Annotated in this window: 13 protein-coding genes; 6 read left to right on the top strand and 7 right to left on the bottom strand. The window is 71.1% G+C overall.

The genetic code is table 11. From position 1 onward, the window contains the following. The first annotated feature begins 10 nt into the window (after window positions 1-10). Window positions 11-2,518, top strand: coding sequence for a GAF domain-containing protein (locus tag R2J75_RS10910; RefSeq protein ID WP_243330630.1), 2,508 nt, complete (start codon window positions 11-13; stop codon window positions 2,516-2,518). Window positions 2,519-2,951: 433 nt separating this feature from the next. On the opposite strand, the gene R2J75_RS10905 is transcribed toward R2J75_RS10910, so the two are convergent. From R2J75_RS10905 to R2J75_RS10885, 5 genes are read right to left on the bottom strand one after another with little or no spacing between them, the layout of a single operon-like run. After that, entirely contained in the window at window positions 2,952-3,683 is a 732-nt protein-coding gene (locus tag R2J75_RS10905) for an MBL fold metallo-hydrolase (protein ID WP_316410128.1), read from the bottom strand. A 37-nt stretch (window positions 3,684-3,720) separates the two neighbouring features. Further along, window positions 3,721-4,617: a phosphatase PAP2 family protein gene (locus tag R2J75_RS10900; RefSeq protein ID WP_243330625.1), complete on the bottom strand. Its 897-nt coding sequence runs from the start codon at window positions 4,615-4,617 to the stop codon at window positions 3,721-3,723. After that, the gene (locus R2J75_RS10895; protein WP_316410127.1) at window positions 4,598-5,566 is read right to left on the bottom strand and encodes an NAD-dependent epimerase/dehydratase family protein; all 969 of its coding nucleotides are present in this window, start codon (window positions 5,564-5,566) and stop codon (window positions 4,598-4,600) included. Before R2J75_RS10895 ends, R2J75_RS10900 begins: the two co-directional genes overlap by 20 nt. 2 nt (window positions 5,567-5,568) lie before the next feature. Next, window positions 5,569-6,705: a GNAT family N-acetyltransferase gene (locus R2J75_RS10890; protein WP_243330621.1), complete on the bottom strand. Its 1,137-nt coding sequence runs from the start codon at window positions 6,703-6,705 to the stop codon at window positions 5,569-5,571. Then, complete coding sequence (locus R2J75_RS10885) at window positions 6,702-7,928, bottom strand: aminotransferase class I/II-fold pyridoxal phosphate-dependent enzyme (protein WP_243330619.1); 1,227 nt, start codon at window positions 7,926-7,928, stop codon at window positions 6,702-6,704. Before R2J75_RS10885 ends, R2J75_RS10890 begins: the two co-directional genes overlap by 4 nt. Window positions 7,929-8,228: 300 nt before the next feature. Between R2J75_RS10885 and R2J75_RS10880 the strand changes: the two genes are divergently transcribed. From R2J75_RS10880 to R2J75_RS10870, 3 genes are all read left to right on the top strand, one after another. Beyond that, complete coding sequence (locus R2J75_RS10880) at window positions 8,229-10,040, top strand: hypothetical protein (RefSeq protein WP_316410126.1); 1,812 nt, start codon at window positions 8,229-8,231, stop codon at window positions 10,038-10,040. A 164-nt stretch (window positions 10,041-10,204) separates the two neighbouring features. After that, window positions 10,205-11,551, top strand: coding sequence for an MFS transporter (locus R2J75_RS10875; RefSeq protein WP_243330614.1), 1,347 nt, complete (start codon window positions 10,205-10,207; stop codon window positions 11,549-11,551). A 98-nt stretch (window positions 11,552-11,649) separates the two neighbouring features. Beyond that, a complete protein-coding gene (locus R2J75_RS10870; protein WP_316410125.1) occupies window positions 11,650-14,202 on the top strand; it encodes a hybrid sensor histidine kinase/response regulator in 2,553 nt (850 codons plus the stop codon). 139 nt (window positions 14,203-14,341) lie between these two features. On the opposite strand, the gene R2J75_RS10865 is transcribed toward R2J75_RS10870, so the two are convergent. Next, window positions 14,342-15,439: a hypothetical protein gene (locus R2J75_RS10865; RefSeq protein ID WP_243330612.1), complete on the bottom strand. Its 1,098-nt coding sequence runs from the start codon at window positions 15,437-15,439 to the stop codon at window positions 14,342-14,344. A 4-nt stretch (window positions 15,440-15,443) separates the two neighbouring features. Continuing rightward, window positions 15,444-16,433, bottom strand: coding sequence for a hypothetical protein (locus tag R2J75_RS10860; RefSeq protein ID WP_243330610.1), 990 nt, complete (start codon window positions 16,431-16,433; stop codon window positions 15,444-15,446). 102 nt (window positions 16,434-16,535) lie between these two features. Between R2J75_RS10860 and menC the strand changes: the two genes are divergently transcribed. Both menC and R2J75_RS10850 read left to right on the top strand, forming a co-directional pair. Next, window positions 16,536-17,693: an o-succinylbenzoate synthase gene (gene menC, locus R2J75_RS10855; protein ID WP_243330609.1), complete on the top strand. Its 1,158-nt coding sequence runs from the start codon at window positions 16,536-16,538 to the stop codon at window positions 17,691-17,693. A 106-nt stretch (window positions 17,694-17,799) separates the two neighbouring features. Next, window positions 17,800-18,618: a 5'-nucleotidase C-terminal domain-containing protein gene (locus tag R2J75_RS10850; protein WP_243330607.1), complete on the top strand. Its 819-nt coding sequence runs from the start codon at window positions 17,800-17,802 to the stop codon at window positions 18,616-18,618. Window positions 18,619-18,622 lie beyond the last annotated feature (4 nt).

Below are 18,622 nucleotides of genomic sequence, written 5' to 3'. Positions count from 1 at the left end.
CGGTGAATGCATGCCCCAATTGGCAGAGAAACTCGCGATCCTGAACCGCGCCCTGCGCCGCCTCATCGGCGCGGGGACCCTGCCGGAGCTGGAAGAGCGCATCCTCGACGTGGTGGAGGAGGTCTTCGGCCGGGACACGGCCGCCCTCCTGGAGGTGGCGCCCGGGGGCCGGACCCTCCGCATCACCGCCTCCCGCGGCTACGACCCGGCGGCGGTGGCCGCCTACCAGGGCCGGGTGGGCGAGGGGATCGCCGGCATGGCCGCCCTCGGGGAGCCCCGGCTGGTGGAGGATGTGCGCCGGGAGGCCGGGTACATCCCGGCGGTGGCCGGGGCCGTGTCGGAGATGGCCGTTCCCCTGGTGGTGGAGGGCCGGGTGACGGGCGTGCTGGACATCGAGAGCCGGTTCGAGGCCTTCGACGCGGGCGACATGGCGCTCTTCACGGCCTTCGCGGAGCACGCCGCCTGGGCCCTGCGCCACCTGGACGCGACGCTCCGGAGCCAGGAGCGCGCCCGGCGGATGGAACTCCTGCACCGGGCCCGCCTCGCCCTCAACGAATCCGAGGGCGGCGACGGGCTGCTGGACCGGATCCTGGACCTGGCCAAGGACGCGCTGGGCTTCGACAGCGTCGCCATCCTCCTCGAGGAGCGCCGCACCCTCGTGGTCCGGCGGGCCCGCGGCCGCGAGGACGCGGAGGGCCTGCGGCTGGCGCCGGGGCAGGGCATCGCGGGCGCGGTCTTCATGGCGGGCCGGGGCGAGATCGTGGCCGACGTGGACGCCGATCCCCGCCACATCGACGCGGGCGGCGCCGGAGAGCGCTGCGAGATGGCCGTGCCCATGCTCCTGGACGGGGCCGTCATCGGCGTCCTGGACGCGGTGAGCGCGACGCCGGGCGCCTTCGGGGACCTCGATCTGGAGATCTTCACCGCCTTCGCGGCCCAGGTGGCCAGCGCGCTCCGGCAGGCCCGGCACGTGGACCGGATCCGCGCCCAGGCCCGCAGGCTCCGGGAGATCCAGCGGGCCGGCCACGCCCTCAACGCGCGGCGGGACCTGGAGGACCGCCTGGACGAGATCCTCAGCGCCGCCGTGGAGGCCCTGGGCCTGGAGCGGGTGGCGCTCCTGATGGTTGACACCATCACCCGCGACCTCGTGGTCCATTCCGCGGTCGGCTACGGCGACATCATCGGCAAGCGGATCCCGGTCGGGGAGGGCGTCACGGGCAAGGTCGCGGAGACGGGCGTGCCCGCCTGGGTCGAGGACGTCCGGGAGCACCCGGGCTACCTGGAAGGGGTCACCGGCGGCCGCACCGAGATGGCGGTGCCCCTGCGGGTCTTCGGGGAGCTCATCGGCGTGCTGGACACGGAAAGCCCGGATCCCTACGCCTTCGGGCCGGAGGACCTGGAGCTCCTGGGCGCCTTCGGGGACCAGGTGGCCGTGGCCCTCCACAACGCGCGGCTCATCCAGGGCCTGGAGGACGCCAACGCGCGGATGGTCGAGAACATGGAGGAGATGGGCCGCCTGAACTGGGAGCTGGAGAGCTACGCCAAGGCCATCCAGGAGGCGAACCATCACCTGGGCATCCAGGTGCGGCAGCTCACGGCCATCCACGAGGCGGGCCAGGCCATCACGTCGAGCCTGGACCTGAACCGCACCCTGGAGGTCATCCTCCGGACCACCGGCGGCATCGTCAACGCCTCGGCGGGGGCCATCAAGCTCATCGACGAGGAGACCAAGGAATTCAAGGTGAAGGCCGCTTCGGGCAAGGTGGTGGACCCCGGCGCGCCCTTCCAGAAGCTGGACCTGCCCCTCCGGATCGGCGACAAGACCATCGGCGTCTTCGAGCTCTTCCGGTCCGCCGGGGACGAGATGGACGAGACCGAGCGCAAGATGCTGGAGACCCTGGCGAGCCAGGCCAGCATCGCCATCGAGAACGCCCGCCTCTTCGAGGACACGCAGCGGACGTACTACGAGACCTTGCGCAGCCTGGCGAAGGCCATCGAGGCGCGGGACGACTACACCCGCGGCCATTCCGAGCGGGTGGCGGAACTCAGCCTGGCCACGGCCCGGGGGCTGGGCCTGCCCGACGCCGAGTGCAGCGTCATCTTCAATTCCGCCCTCCTCCACGACATCGGGAAGATCGGCGTGCGCGACGCGGTGCTGCTGAGCGAGAACCCGCTCACCCCCGCGGAGATGGAGATCATCCGCAAGCACCCGACCTACAGCAACACGATCCTGGGGCCCCTGAAGTTCCTGGGCCAGGTGGCTGAGTACGTGAAGTACCACCACGAGAGCTGGGACGGCACCGGCTATCCGAAGGGCCTCAAGGGGGAGGAGATCCCCTACTACAGCCGCATCATCACCGTGGCCGACGCCTACGACGCCATGACCTCCACCCGGCCCTACCGCAAGGCGAAGACCCACGAGGAGGCCCTGGCCGAGCTCCGGCGCATGTCAGGGAAACAGTTCGACCCGAAGATCGTGGACGCCTTCGCCCGGGTGATGTCGGTCGGGCGGGACTGAGCCGGGGCGCGATGAACGCGGATGGCCCTGATCCTGGATGCTGCAATGTATAGGGCTCGACTCGAACAGGCATCCCGGCTGAGGCCAGGGTGAAGGTTGGATCAGGGCCATCCCCGTTCATCCTGCCCATCTGCGTTCATCCCCGTTTCCGCAGGGCCAGCCATGGGTCGGGCAGGTGCACGCCTGACCTGCACGCGCCGACCCACGCCTTTCCTGGCCCTGCGGAAACGGGGATGAACGCAGATGGGCAGGATGAACGGGGATTTGGCTTCAGCAGGCTGCTTCATTCGAAAGCCAGGACTCGGCTGAAGGGCTCCCACCAGGGGGGAGATGGGGACAGGCGGAGGACAGATCTGTCTCGACAACACTAGGAAAATCGGATCTTACGAACGGTGCAACTTCCCTTTCAGGTCCTCGACTCCTGGATCCGGGTTCAGGAGATGTGCGCCCAGGCCAGCAGGGGGTCCAGGCCCTTCAGGGGGCCCTGGTGGCCGAAGGCGAGGGCGTCCACCTGCGCGCCCGCGGCCTTGAGCCGGGCGGCCAGGGCCCTGAGGGAGGCCTGGCCCCGCTTGCGGTCCGTCGAGACGAAGGGAGGCGGGCCGCCGATCCGGCCGTTGTACTGGCCCGCCGCGGCGTCGCCCAGGAAGAGCACCCCGAAGGCGAGGAAGGCGCCGCTCTCCGGGGTGTGGCCGGGGACGGCGAAGGCCTGGACGGGGTTCCCGCCCAGGGTGACGGTCTCGCCATCGCCCAGGCGGCGGGCGGTGGAACCCGCCGGCGCCGGGGCCCCGGGGACGTCCATGCGGTAGCGGACCGCGCGGGGAAAGGCGGGGAGGCCCCCGGCGTGGTCCCCGTGGACGTGGGTCAGGAAGACGGCCACCACGTCGGCCTCGGAGGCCCCGAGGCGCGCGAGGGCCCCGCGGACGGCCCGGGCCTGGGGGTCCATGCCCGCGTCCACCAGGGCGACCTTCCCGTCGTCCAGGCGCAGCAGGTAGGCGGCCACGGGCATGGGGCTCGTGGGGTCCACGGCGACGAGGACCCGCCCGCCGGCGAGGGTCTGGCCGTCCACGAGGGGGGACATCCCTTTGCGGGCCAGCCAGGCCCCCCCGACGACCAGGGCGACGAGGACCAGGAGGGTGATCAGGGCGAACGTCAGGACGCGTTTCATGGAAGGCCCCAGGGAGGGGAGGCCGCCGGCGAAGGGTTCAGGCGCGCAGCCAGCGGCGGCTGAGGAGGTAGGCCAGGACGCCGGCCGCGAGGCCGAAGGGCACGTCCAGGACGTAATGGGCGTGGAGGTAGATGACGGCGGGCAGCATCAGGGCCGTCACCGTGGCCAGGAAGGGGAAGAGGAAGGGCACCTCCCGCCGCGCCCAGAGGGTGAAGAGGGTGGCCACGGCGATGTGGCTGCTGGGGAAGGCGCCGCCCCGGATCTCGCCGCCGCCGGTGAAGAAGAAGAGGGCGTGGTTGGAGATCCAGCCGTCGTAGAGGCGCGGGCCCAGGTGGGGCGGGAACCAGAAGTGGGGGCCCACCGTCGGCACGAGCCAGAAGAAGGCGTAGCAGAGGAGGAAGGTGCCCGTGGCCGAGGCCAGGATCCGCTCCGCGGTGCGGTAGCCGCGGGTCAGGAGGGCGCCGAAACCCACGATGGGGCTGAAGAAGTAGTAGGCCAGGTAGGCGAAGCACAGCAGTTCGGAAAGGGCCCGGCTGGGGACGGCCGCCCGGAAGGCGTACGAGGGCTGGCACCCGAACAGGGCCTGGTCGGCGCGGACCAGCAGGTCGTCCAGGGGGGCGTGCCACAGCAGGGGCCAGATCGTCTCGATCTGGTGGTAGAAGAACCAGTAGGCGATGGGCGCCGAGAAGAGGCGGAGCACGAGGGGGAGGGCGCGCCGCGTGGTCCGGGTGAGCCAGGCCAGGAGCAGGCAGCCGCCGGCGGCGGCGGCGCTCACCCCCAGTTCGCGCAGGCAGGCGGGGTTTCCCCGCAGGGCGCCCCAGGCGAGGAAGGGCAGGGTGACCAGGGCGTAGCCCACGATCCAGCGCTCCATGGGGCGCCAGACGCCGAGGGGCCCGTCCAGGCCGAAGGGGCGCTCAGAGCCAGCCGTGGTCACGGTACCACCGGACGGTGTGGGCCAGGGCGGTGTCCAGGGGGGTGGGCGGGACCCAGCCCAGGAGGGTCCGGGCCGGCTCTCCGCTGGCGACCCAGCCGGGGGCGAGCATTTCCACGACCTTCTGGGGGCTGAAGATCCCCGCCTCGCCGCGGATCCGGTCCACCAGGAAGGCGGCTTGTCCCGCCAGCCAGAGGAGGGCCGGGGGGAGGGGCAGGACGCGGCCCTTCCGCCCGAGGGCGGCGGCGATGTGGCGGCCCAGGTCCGTCCAGGTGACGGGCCGGGGATTGACGAGGGGCAGCACCGTGCCCGACGGCAGGGGGGCCCCGGCGGCGGCCAGGATGCCTTCGGCCAGGTCCGGCGCATAGATGATCGAATAATGGCGCTCCCGGTCGCCGGGCACCGGCAGCAGGCCGCGCTGGGCGATGCGGAAGTAGGTGAACACGTCCCGGTCGCCCGGGCCGAAGACCACGGGGGGGCGCACGATGACGCTGGGCAGGCCCGAGGCCAGGACGGCCCTTTCGCCTTCGAGCTTGCTGGCGCCGTACCAGGTGAGGGGCGCCTCGGGCGCCTCCCCGGGCCGGGGGCTGGGGCCGCCGGGGCTGGGGCCCGCGGCGGCCAGGGAGGAGACCAGCACAAACCGCCCCAGGTCCGGGGGGCAGGCGTCCAGGAGCCGGCGGGTCCCGTCCCGGTTGACCCGGAGCAGGTCGGCGGGGCCGAAGCCCTTGAGGGCGCCCGCCAGGTGGAAGACCTGCTGGACGCCGGCGGCGGCCTCCCGGAGGCCGGTGCCGTCGGCGAGGTCGCCGGGGACCACCCGCAGGCCGAGGCGGGCGACCCGGCCCAGGTCGGCGCCGGGCCGCGCCAGGAGGCGCACGGTGTGGCCCTGGGCGGCGAGCCGCTCGCACAGGTGGGAGCCGATGAAGCCGTGGCCGCCGGTGACCAGGATCTCCATGCCTAGCTCCGGCAGGGCCTGTCGTAGACCCGGTAGGTCTTGGTCCGCTTCGCCTTCAGCTGCTCGAGGGGGCTGATGAGGGCGTGGTTGTCCTCCAGGATCCAGCCCAGCTCGGAGCCCTGGTACTGGGTCGGCATGGCGTTCTGGACCGTGTGGTGGATCAGCAGGAGGTCCAGCCCCCGGTTCCGGTGCTCGGGCAGGACGCCCATGATCATGGTCCGGAGGTTCCGGCAGCCCTGGACCTTGAGCTTCCACAGGATCTTCAGGAGACCCGTCGGCAGGAGGCGGCCCTTGGCGAGCTTCAGGGCCTCGTTGGCGTCGGGCACGCTGACGATGAACCCGGCAGGCTCGCCCGCGACTTCGCCGACGAAGGCGAAGCGGGGATCGACGAGGGGCTTGAGCTCGGTGGCGATGAAGGCCAGTTCCCGGTCCGTCCAGGGCACGAAGCCCCAGTTGCGCGACCAGGCCTTGTTGTAGGTGTCCCGCACGAAGTCGAGCTCCTGCCGCCAGCGCTTCATGTCGATGGGACGGATCCGGAGGGCGCCCTCCCGCTCCAGCCTGGCGGCGATGCGCCCCAGGCGGGGCCCCGCGTCCTTGCGGGCCAGGTAGTAGGCGTAGACGTCCTTGGCCTTCGCGCAGCCGGCGTTCTCGAGGAGCGGGCCGTAGTAGGCGGGGTTGTAGGGCATCATGATGGCGTTGTCCTCGCCGAACCCGTCGATGAGGACGCCCAGGATGTCGTTGGTGGTGAGATTCACGGGACCCCGGGCCACGGTGAACCCGCGCTCCCCGAGCCAGGCGCAGGCCGCGTCCAGGAGGGCCTGGGCCGTCCCCGGGTCGTCCTCGCACTCGAACAGGCCGAAGAACCCCACGTGGGTCTCGTCGGGGTGGAACTGGCCGTACCGCGCGTTGGCCACGGCGGCCACCGTGCCCACGACGCGCCCGTCCCGCTCGGCGAGGAAGGGCTGGACGGAGGCGTACTCGTACAGCGGGTTCTTGAGCGGGTTCATGAAGTCCCGGCGCTCCATGAGGAGCGGGGGGACCCAGTGGGGCTGGTCCCGGTGGAGCCGGTAGGGGAACCGGATGAAGGCATCGATGTCCGCCGGGCCCGCGGCGGGCCTGACCTGGACGGCCGAACTCACGCGCCGAGCTCGATGAGGCCGAAGTGGCGCCCGGCCTTCCGGAAGACCTCCAGGGCCCAGGCGAGCTGTTCCCGGGTGTGGCCGGCGGTGACCGAGATGCGGATGAGGCTGCGACCGGGAGGCACGCCGGGAGGCACGACGGGGTTCACGAAGATCCCCTCCTCCTGGAGGAAGTGCCACATCTTCAGGCAGGTCTCGAACTCGCCCACCAGGATGGGGATGACCGGCGTCTCGCTGTCGCCCGTGTCGAAGCCGAGCTCGTCGAAGCCCTGCTTGAGGAAGCGGGTGTTCTCCCAGAGGCGCTCGATGCGCCAGGACTCCTCCTCCATGACCTCCAGGGCCGCGAGCACCGCGGCGACGCTGGCGGGGGAGGCGGAGGCGGAGAACATGTAGGGGCGGGCCATGTGCATCAGGTAGTTGATGGTCCGCTCCGTGCCCGCGATGAAGCCGCCGATGGCCGCGAGGGACTTGGAGAAGGTGCCCATGATGAGGTCCACCTCGTCCGTGAGGCCGAAGTGGGCCGCGGTCCCGCGGCCCTGGGGGCCGAGGACGCCGATGCCGTGGGCGTCGTCCACCATCACCTGGGCGCCGTAGCGGGCCGCGAGCTCCGTGATGCCGGGAAGGTTGCAGATGTCACCTTCCATCGAGAAGACGCCGTCCGTGACGATGAGCTTGCCGGCGCCCTCGGGGAGGCGGGAGAGCTTCTCCTCCAGGTCGGCCATGTTGTTGTGGTCGTAGCGGAGCAGCTGGCCGTGGCTGAGCTGGCACCCGTCCATGATGCAGGCGTGGATGTACTTGTCCCCGATGATGTACTCGCCCTTGTGGACCAGGCTGGAGATCACGCCGGTGTTGGTCTGGAACCCGGTGGGGAAGACGAGGGCGGCCTCCTTGCCCACGAGGTCGGCGAGCTTGCGCTCCAGCTCCACGTGGATGGGCAGGGTGCCGTTCAGGAAGCGGCTGCCGGCGCAGCCCGTGCCGTACTGGCGGACCGCCTCGGCGGCCCGTTCCTTGATGCGGGGGTGGGTCGTGAGCTCCAGGTAGGAATTGGAGCCGAGCATCAGCATCTTGCGGCCATTCACCTGCACTTCGGTGTCCTGCCCCGTCTCGATGATCCGGTGGTAGGGGTAGAGCCCGCCGGCCTTGAGTTCGTCCGGAATCCGGAAGGCCGTGCACTTGTCCAGGATACTGGGCCGGACATTGGCGTCCGGCTGGCCTAGGGCCATCCCGGATCCATGGGGCTTGGAAGTCATCATCCCACCTCGAATTTTCATCAAGTTAACACAGAAGTTACACGGGGTCCAAGCGTGCCCTAAACCGTTCATCCCCAAACACGGGCCGGACCCCCGGCGCGGAGGCCGGGCAGGGCGGGGTCGGTGCGGGACGGGCGGGGTGGGCGCGGGGCAGGAGGTCTCCGTTATGCAATCTGCCCTTCATGGACCCGTGGATCGTTGAAAGGTTTAACTCGGGACTTTCCGCTTGCGAAGGGAGCACGCTGGCTCATTCTGATATAAGAGGTTAATCAATTGAGCTGGATTGAAGATCGCTTCCGTTCCGCCCTCCTGTTCACCCTGGGGGCCCTGGCGCCCCTGGCGGGCATGGCCCTTCTCCTGGGTGTCGGTTCGGCCCTCCTGGTTCGGGTCCCGGGATGGCTCCGGCTCATCGCTTGGCCTGTGGGCGTGAGCTTCCTGGTCCTTGGGTCGACCGCCCTGGCCGCCTGCGTCGCCACCTTCCGCCGGCCCCCGGGGCGCGGGATCACGGAGGAGGAGGCCCCCGGCCTCTTCGCCGTCCTGGCCCAGGCCCGGCAGGCCTGGCAAGGGCCGCGGCAGCCCCGGGTCCTCCTGGCTCCGGACGCCTACACCGCGGAACTGACCGGGGTGCCCGCCGGCGGCATTTTCGGATGGTGCCGCTACCACTGGCACGTGGGGGTCTTCCCCATGCTGGCCCTCAGCCTGCGGGAATTCCAGGCACTGGTGGCCTGGGAGACCATCTTCTGGTCCGATCTCAACGGCTGGCTCAACCTCCAGATCAAGCGCCTGGCCTCGTTCTGGTACCGCGTGCTGCGCCGGGAGACGGACCGGGCCCAGGCCGGGGGCTGGCAGCCCTGGGCCTTCGTCGTCGTCCGTTGGTTCTCGCGGCGGGCCCTGCTCGCCTTCCAGCCCTTCCTCGCCCAGTCCTTCGTCCAGGCGGACCGGACCGTCGCCGATGCGCACGGCGCCGCCACCTGGGGCCGGGCCCTTTGCAGGCTCGCCATCCTCCAGCCCCTGGTCAAGCGCCGGGTCTTCGACCGGTGGGATCTGCGGCTGGAAACGGGGGAGGGCCTGCCGGAGGACCTCCACCTGGACGCCCTGGAACGGCTCCGCCGGCTGCCCGAAGGGGCGGGCCGTCTCCTCGAGCTGGCCCTGGACGGGTACCAGCGGGAATCGCCTCCGCTCCTGCGCCTGAGGCTCCAGGTCCTGGGGGTGGAACCCCAGGCGCCCCTGCCGCCGGCGTCGCCGGCCTTCCTCGAGCTGCTGGCGGGCACGGCGCTGGCGCAGGAGGTGGAGGCGGCTTGGCGGGCGCGCATCGCCGAGGCCCTCGCCCTCCAGGAACAGGAACGGGCCGCGGCCGCCGACCGCTTCGCGGCGCGAACCGCGCACCTGCGCGGCACCTTCCCGGATCACCCCGATGCGCCCGCGTACCTGTGCGAAGCCTTCGACCATGCGCCCTGGCACGAATTCGATCACCTGCTGGGCATGTACCGGGCCTCCCGGCCCCTGGACGGACTGGGTCCCTTCCTGGCCGCCCGCAGGGCCCTCCAGCGCGGCCGGGATCACCATGCGGCCGTGGAGGCCGAGGAGGTGCTCCGCCTGGACCCCCTCCTCGCGCCGGCCTGCCACGAACTGCTGGCCCACCAGCTCCGGAAGCGGGGCGACGAGGACGGTGCGGACCGGGAGGCCGACCGTGGGCTCCGGGCCGCCCTGCTGGTGGAGCGCATCCGGCGCGAGCGGGAGGGCGCCTCCCTGGGGGATCCCCTGGAACCCCATCCCTTCGCGCCGCCGGAGTTGCGGGAGATCCTGCGGGTGTGCCAGGCCGATCCCCGCGTCGGCGAGGCCCACCTGGTGTGCAAGGCCGTGTACTACGCCACCGAACGCCCCGTCCTGCTGCTCGTGGTGCGGATGCGGGGCGCCTGGCTGGACCCCCTGGGCCGCCGGCGGCGGGCCTTCCAGTGCCACCTGCAGGCGGTCTGCCCCTTCCCGCCGGAGGCCACCGGCTTCGTGCAGGTGGTGGGCTGGGCCGATTTCCTCCGCTTCGAGGGGAAGCTGCGCAAGGCCGAAGGACTCATCTTCCGCCGGTGAGGGGAGGGTGCGAAGCCAACCCGCGCAACGCGGCCATCTGGAAAAAAGGAACCTGGAATCGCTGTGGATCCGCTGCGAACGCGGAGGGGGCCGGGCCTTCTGGACGGGGGATTGTTTACATGAATGTTCCAGCCGCTCGCTAAGCTAAGGAGTCGGAGCATGGCATGGAACACACCCCCTCGTACCGGTTCAGGCGCTTCCTGAACTGGTTCCCCCTTGGCTTGACCTACGCAACCATGTACATGGGCCGGTACAACTTCAATGTCGTCAAGAACGACATCGGGGCCTGGTACCACCTCGACAAGGCCCAGATGGGCATCATCGCCACCGCCGGCTTCTGGACGTACGGCCTGGCCGTCGCCATCAACGGGCCCTTGGCCGATCGCATCGGGGGCCGGAAGGCCATCCTCATGGGCGCCGTGGGCGCGGCCCTCGTCAACCTGGCGGTGGGTTTCCTCTTCCTGAACGGCTGGACGGCCCGCCTCCTCGTATCCATGAGCCTCCTCTGGAGCCTCAACATGTACTTCCAGAGCTTCGGCGCCCTGTCCGTGGTCAAGGTGAACAGCACCTGGTTCCACGTGCGGGAGCGCGGGGTGTTCGGCGGCATCTTCGGGGTGATGATCAGCTCCGGGTACTTCCTGGCGACGACGGTGGGAGCCTGGCTCCTGGCGCGGTTCAGCAGCTGGACCGTGATCTGGTTCGTGCCCGTGGGCGCCATGGGCCTCATGGCCTTCGTGGACTACCTGCTGGTGCGGAACCGGCCCAGCCACGCCGGGCACCCGGACTTCGACACCGGCGACGGCAGCGGCGCCCATCTGGCCGAGGACAAGCCCCTCCCCATGAAGGAGCTGCTGGGCAAGGTGATCGGCAACCCGGTCATCGTGGCCCTCATCTTCGCCGAGTTCTGCACGGGCTTCGTGCGCCAGGGCGTGATGCTCTACTTCACGGAGTACCTGGACGAGGTGTACCACCTCTCCAAGCGGGCCACCCTCTTCGGGGCCACCGGGGTCTCCTTCATGCTGGGCGGCATCTTCGGCGGCCTCCTCTGCGGCTGGATGAGCGACAAGCTCTTCCAGAGCCGCCGGCCCCCCGTCGCGTTCATCTTCTACCTGGTGCAGGTCGTCATGCTCTGCCTGCTCGGGATGGCCCTGGGCCGCGGGACCCACGGCGGCCAGATCTGGGCCATCGTCCTGCTGGGCCTGGCGGCCATGTTCATCTTCGGCGTCCACGGCATGCTCAGCGGCACCGCCTCCATGGACTTCGGCGGCCGCAAGGCCGCGGCCACCGTGGCGGGGGCCCTGGACGGCATCCAGTACATCGGCTCCGGCCTGACCGGCTTCGGCCTGGGCTGGGTGCTGCGCACCTGGGGCTGGGACGGCTCCGCCGCGCCGGGCCACGCGCCGGCCCACGCCTGGGTGTGGGCGGGCTGCATCATCCCTTTCAGCCTCATCGGCGCGGCCATCATGACCACCATCTGGCGGGCCCGCCCCCAGTCCGGCGCCGCCCACTGACGGGGCCGGGGCCCGCGCGCCGCGCGGACCGTTGAGTTCGCCAAGTCCGCAAGGTCCTGGCGCTCCGGGCCAGGGCGGGTATGCTGGTTGGGACGCCCATGGACTCAGTCTCTTTCGAAGCCCCCGCCCCGAGGCCGCTCGCGCTGCCCCTGGCGGCCGTGGCCCTGCTCGCGGGCGGCGGCGCGGCGGCGGCCGCGGCCCTTCCGCGGGTGGGGGGCATCCGGATCGCGGCCGCGCTGGTCCTCGGCGTCGCCCTCGCGGGGGCCGCCGCGTCCCTGGACCGGGCCCGGCGCAGCGCGGCCGAGGCCGCGGGCTGGCGCTGGACCGCCGCCTCGTGCCTGGGCATGGCCCTCCAGGGCGTCCTCGTCCTCCTCATCCCCAGCCTGGGCTGGGCGGCGGAGCACAAGCAGCCCCTCTGGTTCTCGGTGACGGCCTTCTACCAGGTCTGCGGCGCGCTGGCCCTCGCCACCTGGCCGTGGCGGCGGAGGACCCTCGGCCGGGCCCTCCAGAGCGGGCTCGGCGCCTCCATCTTCTGCAGCTCCATCCTGGTCATCCTCTGGTCGGCCGTGGATTGGGCCGCGCTCGCGGGGCAAGCCCCCTTCGCGCGGACCGTGTTCCTGACCACGAGCCTGCGCATCTGCCTCTTCGGGGGCATCTCCCTCTACCTGCTCTCGGACCGGCCCGCGCGCTGGCGGGGGCCCCTGGGCTGGTACATCCTGCACGCGGTGGGGGGCGGCGGCTTCGCGGCGGTCCTCTACGCCCACCGGTTCCAGGGCCAGGCCTGGGCCCAGGGGCCGCTGGTCTTCGTGACGGTGGCCAGCGCCTCCATGGCCTTCCTGTCGGCCTGGTCCAACGTCCCGGTGGAGCCTCCGCCGACGCCGCGGGAGCGGCCCGCCCTGGCCTGGAACCAGCTGCCGTACGCGGCCTTCGTGCTGGCCTGCGTCCAGGTGCTCGCGCACCACCTGCGGCACCCCGCCGATTCGGGGATCCAGGCCCTGGCCCTGGCGGGGATCCTCGTGCCCCTCCTCTGGCGCCAGGTTCTCCTGGACAGGGACCTGGCCGCGGCCCTCACGGACCTGGAGGCCCGGGTGGAGGCCCGGACCCTGGACCTGGAGGCGGCCAAGGCGCGGCTCGTGGAGGAGGTCGGCGAGCGGTCCCGGGCGGAGGCGGCCCAGGAGCGCCACGCGGCGCACCTCCGGACCCTGCTCAACACCATCCCGGACCTGGTCTGGCACAAGGACGCCCTGGGCCGCTACCGGGGCTGCAACCTGAGGTTCGAGGACCTCGTCGGGCGTCCCGAGGGCGACATCCTGGGCTGCACGGACGAGGCGCTCCTGCCCGCCGGCACCGCCGAGGCCTTCCGGGCCAACGATCTCCAGGCCGTGGTGGCGCGCGGTCCCGTGACCGCCGAGGAGACCCTGACCTTCCCCGACGGCCGGGTGGTGACCCTGGAGACGGTGCGGACGCCCATCATGGGCCCCGGCGGCGAACTCCTCGGCGTCCTGGGGGTGGGGCGCGACATCGGGCAGCGGCTGCGCCTGGAGGCGGAGCGGCGCCGCCTCGAGCGGCAGGTCGCGGGGAGCCAGCGCCTCGAAAGCCTGGGCGGCCTGGCGGGCGGGATCGCCCACGACATGAACAACGTCCTGGGCGCCATCCTCATGATGGCGAGCGCCCACGAGGAGCAGCTCCCCGAGGACAGCCGGGACCGGAAGGCCTTCGGCACCATCGCCCTGGCCGCGGAACGGGGCGGGCAGATGGTCAAGAGCCTCCTCAACTTCGCCCGCCAGGCCCCCATGGAGCGGACCGAGCTGGACCTCAACACGGTGCTGAAGGAAGTGGCCCAGCTCCTGGAGCGGACCACCCTCGCGCGGGTCCGCCTGGACCTGCGCCTCGAGCCGGGCCTGGCGCCGATCCTGGGCGACGCGGGCACCCTGTCCCACGCCGTCATGAACCTGTGCGTGAACGCCGTGGACGCCATGGGCGGGGAGGGGACCCTCCGGCTGGAGACCGCGAGCCTGCCCGGGGGCGGGGTCGAGGCCCGGGTCACGGACACCGGCTGCGGCATGGACGCCGACGTCCTCAGCCGGGCCATGGACCCCTTCTTCACCACCAAGGAGGTGGGGCGGGGCACCGGCCTGGGCCTCTCCATGGTCTACGGGGTCATGCGCGCCCACCAGGGCGAGGTGGAGATCCGGAGCGAGCCCGGCCACGGCACCTGCGTCACCCTGCGCTTTCCCCCGCCGGAGGCGGCGGCCGCGGCGGCCGCGGAACCGCCGGCCGCGGCCTGGCGCCCCCTGTCGCTCCTGGTGGTGGACGACGACGAGCTCGTGCGGCGCGGCCTGGAGGAGCTCCTGGAAGGCCTCGGCCATGCCTGCGTCTGCACCTCCCGGGGCGAGGAGGCCCTGGCGCGCCTGGAGGCGGGGGGCGCCTGGGATGCCGTCCTGCTGGACCTCAACATGCCCGGCCTGGGCGGCCCGGCCACCCTCGCGCGCATGCGCCAGGCGCGGCCCGGCCTCCCCATCGTCCTGATCACGGGCAAGGCGGACCGCATCGCCCGGGAGCTCGTCGGGGAGCACCCCGGCGTGGTCCTGCTCCCCAAGCCCTTCAACGGCCCCGTCCTCCAGCGGGCCCTGGCCGCCGCCGCGGGCTGACGCCTGCGCCGAACGGGGATCCGCCGCCCCTGCCCGAACCTCCGGATCCACCCGGAGCGGCCGGACATCCGCTCCGCAACGCAAAGGCGCCTCGGAAACCCGAGGCGCCTTCCTGGACCGGGACCGGGCCGCTCCCGGCTCAGATCTCCTTTTCCCGCTTCAGCTCGGCGGCTCGGCGCTTCTCGGCCCGGGCCAGGAAGAAGACGGCCACGAGCACGAAGCCCAGGCTGATCCAGTTCTGGAGGCTGGGGAACCGGCTCCCGAAGAACCAGTGGCCCAGGAGGGTGGCGGCAGTGCCGGCGACCAGGCTGGTCAGGCGATTGATGAGGCCCGTGAAGGTGGCCGTCCGTCCCTTGAACATGAAGATGAAGACGGAGAAGAAGGCCACCAGGCCGAAGGAGATGCCGGAGAGGGAGGCCCAGAGCCAGCCGGGGGCCGGGGTCTGGATGGAGCCGATGAAATCGGACACCTGGCGCACGTCCGCCCAGGAGGGGAAGACCTTGGGGCCGTGGAAGACCGCCAGGGCCATGAGCACCATGGCGACGGACGCCGCGATCTGCTCCACGGCGAAGAAGGCCCGGTTGTCCAGGGGCGCGCCCTTGGGCCGGGTGTTCTTGTAGTAGTTCATGATGTAGATGCGGATGGCGTACGACGTGATGTAGCTGGAGAAGATCACGACCGCGGCCCGGTTCCGCAGGAAGGCGAAGCCCCCCGTGTGCGGCCCGAAGAGCTCGATGCAGGCCGCCAGCACCGCGAAGACCACCGCGGCGTTCTCCTCCCAGTAGATCCGCCGCTGGAGGATGCCCTGGGCGATCTGGATGCCGTCCACGGCCCGGCCGATGACGATGACGGAGGCGCGCATGATCACCATGGCGACCATCACGGAGATGGGCAGGGTGTACATCAGCGTCGTGGTCGGGATCACCACCGCCGTGCAGATGCCGCTGGGGATGATGTAGAGGAGCTCCGAGGGGACCTCCACGCCCCCGACCCGGATGGGGCGCACGGACTTCATGCGCCACCAGCCCAGGACGACGGCCGGGATCAGGCAGGTCAGGTTCGCCCCCAGGGTGTTGTAGCCCAGGAAGGCGATGTCGTTCATGCGGGGGGTGCCCAGGGGGGTCACGGGGGACCCCGTGAAGGCCTTCACCACCAGGCCGGTGACGATATAGAGGAGGAAGTACCCCGTGCAGAGCTGCAGGAGGCGTTCGGTGCTGCCTTCGGCTGTCTTCCACATGGGACTAGCGTCCGAACTGGCGGAAGGTCTCCTTCAGGCCCCCGTGGATGGCGGCCACGTCCTCGGCCTTCCAGGCTTCCCGGGGGGCCCGGACGAAGGTCGTCAGGTCCTTGCGGTTGTCGAAACGGGCGGCGGGGATGTGCCAGGTGCGGGTGACGTAGCGGCCGCCCTCCTCCACGATGCGGTCGACGCGGATGGTGCCGGGCCGGTCGCTCTGCTCGAGCAGGTAGGCCATGTCGTCGCAGCCGTACTGGCCCAGCATCACCTCCATGGGGACGCTGTGGTTCAGGATGCTGCCCTGGCCGTCGGGAAGGCCACGCTCGATGTTCTTCTGGCGGCTCTGCCAGGGCTCGACCCAGATGTACATGAGGCTGGAGCGGTCCAGGATTTCGGGGCTGAGGTGCTGGAAGGCGGCGGCGTAGCCGTGGGGGGGGCAGAGGGGGAAGGCCGAGCCATTGGCGCCGCCGCGGGCGGCCTCGATGACGATGGTCTTGCCTTCGGTCCCGAGGGCGTTCTGGCGGTTCAGGGCGTCGAGCTCGGCGCGGCACTCCTGCTCCAGGGCCTCGCCGATGGCCTTGCGCACCCGCCAGGGGATGTCGCCGAGGGTCTCCAGCATGCCGGCCTTGACCCGGGCCGCGTCCATGCGGTCGAAGAGGAGCTGGGCGGCGCTGGCGGCCTCCACGTGGGCGCCCTTGCGCAGGTTGGCGTAATCCTCGTTGAGCAGCTCGATGAGCATCGCCCAGGTCCAGTCGTCCTGGAAGGGACGGTTGGGGCCCCAGTAGAACTTGTAGCCGTAGCCGCGGGCCAGGAGCTCGTCGTCGATGCGGTGCATCAGGTGCACGTACGGGTAGTCGTCGAGCTGGAGGGTGGGGCCCATGCCGAAGTCTTCGCGGCACTGTTCGGGGGTGAGGCTGCCCAGGTACCGGCGCATCTCGGACTTGCCCGAGGCCGGGAGGGAGAAGAGAAGGAGGGTGTCCAGGAACGTGGCGGTCATTCGGTGTCCTATGTACGAAATACGCGGCCCCATGGCCGCGGCAAGGGATGAACGGGTATAGACTTCATCATGGCACAAAGCGCGGACATTGAAACTCTTTGCTTGGGGCTGAGCAAAAATTTTCAGTCCCTCCTGGAGGAGCCCCTGGGGCCCCTGGACCGGGTGGATGCGGTCCTCGTGAGCGTCCCGTTCGTGGAGCCCTTCGGCACCAGCGTGGCCTCCTGGGCGGTGAAGGAGGCCCTCCTCCTGCGCCTGGAGCAGGACGGGGCGGTCGGCTGGGGCGAGTGCGTCGCCGATCCCGACCCCTACTACGCGGGCGAGACGACGGTCACCGCCCGGCACCTCATCCAGGCCTTCCTCCTGCCCGAGGCCCGGCCCGGGCGCACCCTGGGGGAGCTGCTGCTGAGCTGGCGGCGCGTGCGGGGCAACGAGATGGCCAAGGCCACGGTCGAGAACGCTTTCCTCGATCTCATCGCCCGCCGCAAGGGCCTGCCCCTCCACGCCCTGCTGGGCCAGCCGGCGCGGCCCATCCCGTCGGGCATCAGCATCGGCCTCCGGCCCACCCTCCCGGACCTCCTGGCCAAGGTGGAAGAGGCGGTCGAGCAGGGGTACCACCGGGTCAAGCTGAAGATCCAGCGGGGGCAGGACGTGGCCTGGGTGGCCGCCGTGCGCGAGCGGTTCCCCGACCTCCCCCTCATGGCGGACGCCAACGGCGACTACAGCCTGGCGGACGCGGACCACCTCGCCGAGCTGGACGCCTTCGCCCTGACCATGATCGAACAGCCCCTGGGCTACCACGACATCGTGCAGCACGCTCGCCTGCAACCCCGCCTGAAGACCCCCCTGTGCCTGGACGAGTCCATCCACAGCCTGGACGACGCGGAAGCGGCCCTGCACCTGGACGCCTGCCGCATCCTCAACATCAAGCAGGGGCGGGTCGGCGGCCTGGTTGAATCGGCCCGCATCGCCGCCCTCTGCGCGGCGCGGGGCGTGCCCGTGTGGTCGGGCGGCATGGACGAGACCGGCCTGGGCCGGGCCCTCAACCTCCACCTCCAGACCCTGCCCGGCTTCACCCTGCCCGGCGACACCTCCGAGACGCGCCGCTATTTCCGCGAGGACATCGCCGATCCCCCCGTCGTGCTGGGCCCCGGCGGCTGGATCGCGCTGCCCGGGGGCCCGGGCACCGGCGTCACCCTCGATCCCGCGCGCCTGGAACGCTACACCCTGGGGCGGGAACGCCTCCAGCCGCCCGTCTCCTGACCCGCTGAAAGGCCCGGGCCGCCCCTACCTCTTTCCATGAGGGTGGGCTCTGCCATACTGTCGGATGGACCAGCGATCCGAAATCAGTGTTGACAGAGGACATGCCGTGAAGAATCTCCGAACGTTCCTTGGAAGCTGGGCGGTTGGCCTGGCCTTGGTCGCCCAGACCCCGCTCGCGCCGCCGCGCCTGGACACCGCCACGCCCACGCCCGTCAACGCCACCGTTCCGGACGATCCGGAGCTGGCCAAGGTGCTGGCGCCCTATTCCGATGAGATCCACAAGTCCTTCGGGCGGGTCATCGCGCACCTGCCCGAGGAGATCGGCCGCCCCCGGGACCGCAAGGCCGTCGGCCTCTTCCCCCTGGGCTACTTCCTGGCCGACATCATGCGGGAGGGCGCCGCCAAGGCCTCCGGCCGCGAAATCCGCTTCGGCTTCACCAACTCCGGCGGCCTCCGCCGGAACCTGCCCGCGGGCGACCTGCGCGTCCAGGACATCTACGAGGTGATGCCCTTCGAGAACGAGCTCGTCATCGCCGAATACACGGGCCAGGAGATCATGCAGATCGTCAAGGAGGGCATCAAGCGCCGCGGCGGCGAGCCCTGCTCGGGCATCCTGGCCTCCGTGACCGGCGACCCGAAGCATCCGGACGTGAAGATCACCTGGAGCGACGGCACCGCCATCGATCCCGCCGCGACCTACCTGGCGGCGACCACCGACTACCTGCTGGCCAACGGCGACGGCGTCCCGACCCTCAAGAACGGCCGCAACGTCCAGCTCACCGGCGTGCCCCTGCGCCAGCTCATCATCGACACCTGCGAGGCGAAGGGGAAGGCCGGGAAGGACGTCGTGGCCCCCCGGGTCAACCGCTACACCCTCTCCGCCGAGGTCGTCGAGGCCATCCGCTCCCAGTCCCTGAATCTCTAGAGGC

It is taken from the genome of Mesoterricola sediminis (genome assembly GCF_030295425.1).
Lineage (GTDB): Bacteria > Acidobacteriota > Holophagae > Holophagales > Holophagaceae > Mesoterricola > Mesoterricola sediminis.
Note: the sequence above shows the minus strand (reverse complement) of the source record. Positions and strands in the feature narration are given on the sequence as shown.

Bases quoted from the DNA above. Each gene is read 5' to 3' on its own strand.
- R2J75_RS10910 (WP_243330630.1), top strand. From the start codon at position 11: ATGCCCCAATTGGCAGAGAAACTCGCGATCCTGAACCGCGCCCTGCGC.
- R2J75_RS10905 (WP_316410128.1), bottom strand. From the start codon at position 3,683: ATGAAACGCGTCCTGACGTTCGCCCTGATCACCCTCCTGGTCCTCGTC.
- R2J75_RS10895 (WP_316410127.1), bottom strand. From the start codon at position 5,566: ATGGAGATCCTGGTCACCGGCGGCCACGGCTTCATCGGCTCCCACCTG.
- R2J75_RS10885 (WP_243330619.1), bottom strand. From the start codon at position 7,928: ATGGCCCTAGGCCAGCCGGACGCCAATGTCCGGCCCAGTATCCTGGAC.
- R2J75_RS10875 (WP_243330614.1), top strand. From the start codon at position 10,205: ATGGAACACACCCCCTCGTACCGGTTCAGGCGCTTCCTGAACTGGTTC.
- R2J75_RS10870 (WP_316410125.1), top strand. From the start codon at position 11,650: ATGGACTCAGTCTCTTTCGAAGCCCCCGCCCCGAGGCCGCTCGCGCTG.
- R2J75_RS10865 (WP_243330612.1), bottom strand. From the start codon at position 15,439: ATGTGGAAGACAGCCGAAGGCAGCACCGAACGCCTCCTGCAGCTCTGC.
- R2J75_RS10860 (WP_243330610.1), bottom strand. From the start codon at position 16,433: ATGACCGCCACGTTCCTGGACACCCTCCTTCTCTTCTCCCTCCCGGCC.